A 7,249-nucleotide genomic window follows, 5' to 3' on the forward strand; every position below is an offset into this window, starting at 1 on the left:
GTTGTAGCAGGCTATCGGGTTGTTGCAAACTCTGAGGCAGCCGGATGGTCAAAAATACATATACTGTTGCATTGGGGGAGAAGTCTATTGTTTTCAAATGTTTGCTATTGCTTTTGTCTGCTATGAGCTTTGTTCTTCCCAAACCGGCGCTGATGTCAGATCTCATATACCGCAAATGAGCGGAAGAGGTGGCTCATCGCGCTATCGTTGTAGTTTATTTTTATCGAGCTTTTTACGCTAAGTTTACCCCGGTGTGCTACCGTAAGCGGAGTTCCCCATATGCACGTTTAGTGAGTCTCCCCATTCTGTGGGCGGAGATGGCGTTGTGTATGGAATGTGGTTCCAACAGCTTAAATATGGAGTGTGCTGTGCGTTTATTCTTGGCCGCAATTCTTACAGCCTATCTTTCCTTTGTGACGGTGGCATTGGCTCAGAATGCGGATGAACCGTTCGAGCATATCTGGACCGTCGGTAAAGTCACAGGCACAGCATGGATTATATCTGAAAATCAGGAAAAAATTCAGGTTGAAGAAAATCACAGGTTCGGCCCTGGCCAGACCTTGATCACCAGTTCTCGCACCCGTGTTCAGCTGAAGCGCAAAGACGAACGTATTCAGGTTGGGTCCGGCTCCACCTTGTCCTTACCTCTCGCAGAGACCTTGGAAGCAGGAAAAACCGTCATAACTCAGAAACGCGGTACGCTTCACCTTGTTGTCAGCAAGAGGGATGCGCCGCATTTTTCAGTCCAGACGCCTTTTATGGTGGCGGCTGTGAAAGGGACCCAATTTACAGTGTCTATAGGGGCTTCCAGTACTGAGGTGCGTGTGCAAGAAGGCTCAGTTGAAGTCAAAAATAAATATGCAGACCAAATCGAATATGTAGGCGCAGGACAAGCGGTTGCAATGAATATCGCACAACTGTCGGACGTGTCTGGTGCATCGCCAACAAATGCTGTCGTTCGCATGGTCTTCTTGGATCGCGATGATGTTTTTCCAGATTCCGTTGACCAGCCTACTCGCGAAAGAGGTAATATGCAGGAGTGGGAAAATCAGGATAGAGGTGGAGGCCTGATGGGCTTTTTGGCCGGCGTTGCATCTCAAGGCATGATGTATGCCAAGTATGGTGTGGATGGTGTGATCAACGCCACTCTTGCGGTGTTACAGCCAATATTGGAGTTCTTTGGTGCGAAAATTGAGTATGATGGTCTTCGCCGTTGGGTTGGACTGATCTTTGCCGCGGTCGCTGTCGGGCTCGTCATCGGCTTCGGTGCCGCCTATATTGCTGTCCGCCGTAAAGGTGCCTAGTCTGATCAGTGAGACATTCATACACAAAAGCCCGCGCTGGATATTTCCAGCGCGGGCTTTTTAGGTTTGCAATATTCAGCAAGTGCTATTTTGCGTTTTGCTCTCTAGCAACCGCGCGCCATCCGATATCACGCCGACAGAACCCGTTGTCCCAACGAATGGCGTCAACGGCTTCATAAGCCAAGCGTTGCGCTTGAGAAACATTTTTTCCTCGTGCGCATACATTGAGCACCCGACCGCCGGTCGCTACCAGTTTCCCATCTTTTTTTGCGGTGCCTGCATGGAAGATTGTCACGCCATCGATGGCTTGGGCTACGCTAAGGTCGTCAATCACAGTGCCCTTTTCATAAGAACCGGGATAGCCTTTTGAAGCCAGAACCACATTCATCACCACATCATCAGACCATTGAGCCTCAACACCCTTCAAGGTGCCTCGGCTTGCAGACAGCAACAGCTCCAGCAGGTCGCTTTCAAGGCGCATCATCAGGGTCTGGCACTCAGGATCTCCAAAGCGGACGTTATATTCGATAAGTTCTGGTCCCTTTTGAGTAATCATTAAGCCGACAAACAAAATACCCGAGAAAGGCGCGCCACGGCTGGCCATGCCCTTCAGGGTTGGGCGGACAATGCTTTCCATTACCCGTTCGGTCATGGCATCATCCATAATGGGCGCTGGACTGTAGGCGCCCATACCGCCCGTGTTGGGGCCGGTATCGCCTTCGCCTACTGGCTTATGGTCTTGCGCCGAAGCCAAATGCAGTGCGGTCTCGCCATCACACAGCGCAAAGAGGCTGGCTTCTTCGCCTTGTAAAAAGGCCTCAATCACCACTTCGGCACCTGCATCCCCAAAAGCCCCGTCAAAACAATCCTTGACCGCAGCGATCGCCTCATCGTCGCTCATGGCGACCGTCACGCCCTTGCCTGCGGCCAGACCATCTGCTTTGATGACAATCGGAGCAGGGTGGCTAGACAAATACTCAAGTGCCGCGTCGCAATTTGTAAAGCGTGCGTAAGCTGCGGTCGGGATATCAAACTCAGCACAAAGATCTTTGGTGTAACCCTTGGACCCTTCCAGTTGGGAAGCCTCGCGCGATGGACCGAAGGCCTCAATACCAGCCGCAGTAAGGCTGTCTACCAAGCCGTCCACAAGCGGAGCCTCTGGGCCAACGATGACAAAATCAATGGCATTGGATTGGCAAAAGGCAATGACAGCAGCATGATCGCTCTCGCTCACCTCTGCTTTTTCAGCCATCTGCCAAAGGCCAGCATTGCCCGGTGCAACATACAGTTTGCCAAGCCGGGGGGACTTTTTCAGGCCGTAGGCGAGGGCGTGTTCCCGTCCACCAGAACCAATGAGTAAAATATTGAGGCGATCAGACATTATGGCCACCTTTCAAAGGGCGTAAACACAGCTCGACAAAGAGCACAGATATGGCTGCCTGTCTGCTACCTGCCAACCCCGCCAAAATCAAGCCTCACTGACAACAAATGCCGTTCAAGGCAGGCAATTGTTGTCAAACTTGAAGGTAAGCCCAACGGTTGATCCCGATGTGGCAACAGTCACGGTCCTATTGTGCGTTGATAGCCAGACCAGTCATCAGATGAGAGAAAGCCACTTTTTGTTGCCGTATTACAGATGAACGGTTGACGAGGTGGGGCCATTGGGTCAAATCTGCTCGTGGAAATTACGGACTGAAAGGGCATAGGACAATGAGCGGACATATTCCCATGAAGGACGAAATAGGGGCTATAGAGGGCCGCGTGGCAGATGCCGTACGTGGCCATTGGGTCGACACTTTTTCGCCTGCCTGGTTCCGCCCCTATGCGCGGCTGTCTCGTCTGGAGCGCCCGATCGGTTGGTGGCTTTTGCTTTGGCCATGCATTTGGTCCCTGACGCTCGCTGTCGCCACGCGGGAAAGCGGTCAACAGCCGCCTGTGGGAACAATCCTGTGGTATGGCGTTGCCTTTTGGCTTGGCGCGATTGTTATGCGTGGAGCCGGGTGTACCTACAATGACATTGTTGATTACAAGATTGATGAGCTGGTTGAGCGCACCCGCTCTAGGCCATTGCCCAGCCATCAGGTAACCCGCAAAAATGCGTGGGTTTGGTTTGCTATCCAAGGCCTGATCGGACTTGTTGTGCTATTGCAATTCAACACATACACCATCTGGCTCGGATTGGGGTCGCTCAGTGTGGTGGCCATCTATCCTTTTATGAAACGCATCACCAATTGGCCTCAATTGGTACTGGGGCTGGCTTTTTCATGGGGGGCGTTGGTTGGTTGGACTTCGATCACCGGTAGTCTGGATGTCGCTCCGGTGGTCATGTATGTCGCTTGCATTGTCTGGACCATCGGGTATGACACCATATATGCCCATCAGGACAGGGAAGATGATGTCATGATCGGCGTAAAATCCACCGCATTGTTATTTGCAGAGAATACCAGAGCTTGGCTGATCCTCTTCTATTTTGTGATGGTGTCGCTGATGATGACCAGCATGATTGTCTCGGGCGTGGCGTGGCCAGCCTTTGTTGGTCTCGCGATTGCTACCATTCATATGGGATGGCAGATATGGATCCTTGATATCAACAACGGCGATCAGTGTTTGTTCTTGTTCCGCTCGAACACTCAGGTCGGTTGGCTGTTGTTTGCCGGTTTGTTGGCCAGTATCTGGGCGTGAGGCTTCAATTCAGCACCGATCCTTGATTGCGCCTAGCAGATATTCTTTGTTGCCGTCACCACCCAAAATTGGGGAGGGCACCAAATCCAGCGCGCGCCACCCCTTTGTTAGAGGCTCGGACGGGCTGTCAAGCCACATGGCTAGGCGTTCTGCCGTGGCGGTTCCTTCGGTTGGGTCGCGAACGAGCCCCCCTTTGCCAATGCCATCCTTGCCCACTTCGAACTGTGGTTTGACGAGCAATGCAGCAAAAGCACCCTCGGACGCCATTGCCAGCGCTGGCGGCAATGCCAAGCGAAGCGAAATGAAAGATACATCGCTGACCAGACCGCTAAAGGGTATCGGGATATGGCCGGTATCAAGGTGGCGGGCATTGACCCCCTCCAGCACATGCAGTCTTGGATGGTTTACCAGTCGCGCATGCATTTGGTCATGACCCACGTCGACGCCAAACACTTCGCTTGCTCCTCTTTCCAGAAGCACCTGACAAAACCCACCCGTTGAGGCGCCGATGTCAACACAGGTTTTGCCTGCCGGCTCAAATCCAAACTGATCAAGGGCATGAATGAGCTTCAACGCGGCGCGGGAGACATAGGCAGAGGCTGGGTCATTCAGGGTCAATTGAGCGGTGTCCGAGACCATCTGACTGGCCTTGGTGGCGGGGGAACCATCCACGCAAACGCCGCCTCGTTTGATGGCATCGCGTGCCCGAGCCCGCGATGGAGCGAGCTTGCGTTCGACAAGGGCTTGATCTAGACGAAGTTTTTTCATGGAAAGTGCCAAGGGCGTAAGGAAACATCAAAGAAGCGATATCAGAAGCAGCCCATGAAAGCGCCCGATATGCGATCGAAATACACAGCAGCGCCCGCCTGTGACCAAATCGCCAAGCCTAGGATGGCAACGAACGACAAAATGCCCGCGGACCAATAGATGATCCGGTTGACTTCAGACTTTTGTTCGCTGGTCGGAATGTTGTCCATCGGCTCTCTCAAACGCTGGTTTGCTTGATGAAGACTATCACAGCTTGGCAAACAACGCTATTTGCCAAGCTTGTCTTACAACGGGCAACCTATTCAGCGGATGCGATCAGCTTTCTCAGTTTGGCGACGGCGGAATCATGAGCTTCACCATAGGAGATGGTGCCTGAGAACACATTGTTCTTTTTCATCAAGAATACCGATGCCGTGTGATCCATGACATAATTGCTGTCAGCAGCCTCGTCTTCGACTTTTTTGGCATAGACCCGATATGACTTGATCACGGCTTCGGTTTGTTCTTTGGTGCCGCGCAAGCCGACCAGATCGTCAAAAAACGCATCAACATATTGCGCTACCGATTCTTGATCATCGCGTTCTGGATCCACCGTTATGAATAGGTAATTGAGCTTTTTGGCATCATCACCCAGCTCTTCCACCCACAAGGTCATCTCGCTCAACGTGGTGGGGCAAACATCCGGGCAGAATGTGTAACCGAAATAGATCACCAATGGCTTGTCGGTATAATCTGCTGCCGTGACGGCTTTGCCCGTGTGATCTGTGAGCGCGAAGTCTCCACCGATTGCAATGCTTGACTGGCCCGACTGTGTCTTTTGTACGTTCAATTCTTCACTGTACCACTGAAAAATCATCACGCCCAAAGCGGCCGTGATCAAAAGGACTAGTGTCCAGGCAATGAGGCGAATTCCTTTTTGCATCTCACAAAAGCTTTCATATAGTTTGAGCCAACTTGCTTCCCTTCTAAGCAAGCCGATCGATAAGGTCAATTGGCAGCTGTGTTACCCGACTATAGGCTCAACTGAATTCATTGTGATCGCAGACGGATCAACAGGCTAAATCTGTTGCCTCCGCATCTGCGCATGCGTCAGCGTTTGCGAACTTGTAGTGATCAGCTGATTGGCTCATTGTTCAAACAGGGCGAGTTTGATACCAAAACCGAGCAAGATGGTTCCGGTGAGACCGTTTAGGCCACGCGCAATGGCGGTGCGCGCCAGATATCGTCGCGCGCCATGCACCATGAATGCCAATCCTCCCAACCAACTCATCCCCAGCACAAAATGAATTGTTGCGACCAGCAATGATTGTCCAAGGGTTGACGCCGCAGGGTCGATAAACTGGGGAAGGAACATCATGTAAAAGATGATGGGCTTGGGGTTGAGCACATTGGATAAAAGACCTTCCCGAAAGGCGTTTATCAGATTGCTTTTTCGCGGCATACCGCTTTCGACCACCAGACCGCTTCCACGCCATGCCGCCAACAAAGATTGTAGTGCGAGATAGAGCAGGAAAACTGCGCCTGCATATTTGAGCAAGGCAAACAGGTTAGCCGATTTTAGCAGTATGACAGACAATCCCAGCGCCGAAATCGTGGCATGCACAAACAAGCCGCTGCAAATGCCAAAGCTGGTCATCAAACCATCGGAAAACCCGCCCCGCGCCGCATTTCGCAAAACCAGAATAGTGTCCACACCCGGTGCTAAAGTCAGAGCAGCGAGCGCGACGAAGACACTTAAAAAGGGGAAATGTTCAAACATGGTGTGCCCTGAGGGAAGGGAGCATGATGGTATGTCGGGGCACCCTTCACACCCTTGATCTTGACTGCGCGGAGGTGACGCTGGACTTTTAGAAGGAAAACGGACCGGCGTCTATCCTTCACGGATGCCCTACTCAAACGCAAGGCAATTGTGATTAATCGTGACCGGTATCGAAAGCAGCATTCCAAGCCATTGCTTCGATTTTGTGGCCATCCAGATCACGCAAAAAGCAGCCGTAATAGGCTTCGCCATAATGAGGCCGTGGGCCGGGTTCTCCATCCGGTGAAGCGCCCAATTCTACGGCTTTGTCCCAAAAGGCCCGCACAGCGCTGTTGTTTGGAGCAAGAAAGCCGAAGTGGGTGCCATTGCCAACGCTGGGCTTTTCACCGTCATGAGGGGTTTGTACCCAGAATTCAGGGAATTGCTTGCCGAAAGCGGCTGCTTGAACGCCCGGTGCATCAACCTCCATAACCACTTTGGCCCCGATAGTCGCTAGCACGGCTTCGTAAAACGCTCTGGATTTGGCATAGTCAGTCACCCCGATTGAAACATGGGACATTATCGCGGGCAAATCATCATGGGAAATTTCATCAGACAAGGAAGCCTCCAAAAATAATAAGTTCACTATTTGTTCTAATTAATTTGAGCGGTTGCGCGTGTCTTGTCAAGATAAAACACGCGCAACCGGAATGTTTTGCGCAACCGTTATGTCTAGGCTCAGGACCTATTAATTTCT

The 7,249-nt window shown here is 51.9% G+C and carries 8 protein-coding genes; 2 read left to right on the forward strand and 6 right to left on the reverse strand.

The genetic code is table 11. The annotated features are described in order from the left end of the window. The first annotated feature begins 368 nt into the window (after positions 1-368). A complete protein-coding gene (locus C0081_RS22935) occupies positions 369-1,304 on the forward strand; it encodes a FecR family protein (RefSeq protein WP_180967029.1) in 936 nt (311 codons plus the stop codon). An 85-nt stretch (positions 1,305-1,389) separates the two neighbouring features. Here C0081_RS22935 and purD read toward each other — a convergent pair whose 3' ends face one another. Next, positions 1,390-2,685 (reverse strand): phosphoribosylamine--glycine ligase, encoded by a 1,296-nt coding sequence (gene purD, locus C0081_RS22940; RefSeq protein WP_101536037.1) that lies wholly within the window; start codon positions 2,683-2,685, stop codon positions 1,390-1,392. Between the two features lie 329 nt (positions 2,686-3,014). On the opposite strand from purD, the gene ubiA reads away from it, so the two are divergent. Then, positions 3,015-3,986: a 4-hydroxybenzoate octaprenyltransferase gene (gene ubiA / locus C0081_RS22945; protein ID WP_245418036.1), complete on the forward strand. Its 972-nt coding sequence runs from the start codon at positions 3,015-3,017 to the stop codon at positions 3,984-3,986. Between the two features lie 9 nt (positions 3,987-3,995). On the opposite strand, the gene C0081_RS22950 is transcribed toward ubiA, so the two are convergent. The 5 genes from C0081_RS22950 to C0081_RS22965 all read right to left on the reverse strand — a co-directional run bounded on the left by C0081_RS22950 (position 3,996) and on the right by C0081_RS22965 (position 7,111). Then, complete coding sequence (locus C0081_RS22950; protein ID WP_101536038.1) at positions 3,996-4,754, reverse strand: TlyA family RNA methyltransferase; 759 nt, start codon at positions 4,752-4,754, stop codon at positions 3,996-3,998. Positions 4,755-4,795: 41 nt separating this feature from the next. After that, a complete protein-coding gene (locus C0081_RS23335) occupies positions 4,796-4,963 on the reverse strand; it encodes a hypothetical protein (RefSeq protein ID WP_180967030.1) in 168 nt (55 codons plus the stop codon). Positions 4,964-5,052: 89 nt separating this feature from the next. Further along, entirely contained in the window at positions 5,053-5,676 is a 624-nt protein-coding gene (locus C0081_RS22955; protein ID WP_101536039.1) for an SCO family protein, read from the reverse strand. Between the two features lie 204 nt (positions 5,677-5,880). Next, entirely contained in the window at positions 5,881-6,513 is a 633-nt protein-coding gene (locus tag C0081_RS22960) for a LysE family translocator (RefSeq protein ID WP_101536040.1), read from the reverse strand. A 154-nt stretch (positions 6,514-6,667) separates the two neighbouring features. Beyond that, the gene (locus C0081_RS22965) at positions 6,668-7,111 is read right to left on the reverse strand and encodes a VOC family protein (protein WP_210200599.1); all 444 of its coding nucleotides are present in this window, start codon (positions 7,109-7,111) and stop codon (positions 6,668-6,670) included. Positions 7,112-7,249: the final 138 nt, after the last annotated feature.

It is taken from the genome of Cohaesibacter celericrescens (genome assembly GCF_002866925.1).
Lineage (GTDB): Bacteria > Pseudomonadota > Alphaproteobacteria > Rhizobiales > Cohaesibacteraceae > Cohaesibacter > Cohaesibacter celericrescens.

Excerpts from the sequence above, each read along its gene's own strand:
- purD (WP_101536037.1), bottom strand. The coding sequence starts at position 2,685 with ATGTCTGATCGCCTCAATATTTTACTCATTGGTTCTGGTGGACGGGAA.
- ubiA (WP_245418036.1), top strand. The coding sequence starts at position 3,015 with ATGAGCGGACATATTCCCATGAAGGACGAAATAGGGGCTATAGAGGGC.
- C0081_RS22950 (WP_101536038.1), bottom strand. The coding sequence starts at position 4,754 with ATGAAAAAACTTCGTCTAGATCAAGCCCTTGTCGAACGCAAGCTCGCT.
- C0081_RS23335 (WP_180967030.1), bottom strand. The coding sequence starts at position 4,963 with ATGGACAACATTCCGACCAGCGAACAAAAGTCTGAAGTCAACCGGATC.
- C0081_RS22955 (WP_101536039.1), bottom strand. The coding sequence starts at position 5,676 with ATGCAAAAAGGAATTCGCCTCATTGCCTGGACACTAGTCCTTTTGATC.
- C0081_RS22960 (WP_101536040.1), bottom strand. The coding sequence starts at position 6,513 with ATGTTTGAACATTTCCCCTTTTTAAGTGTCTTCGTCGCGCTCGCTGCT.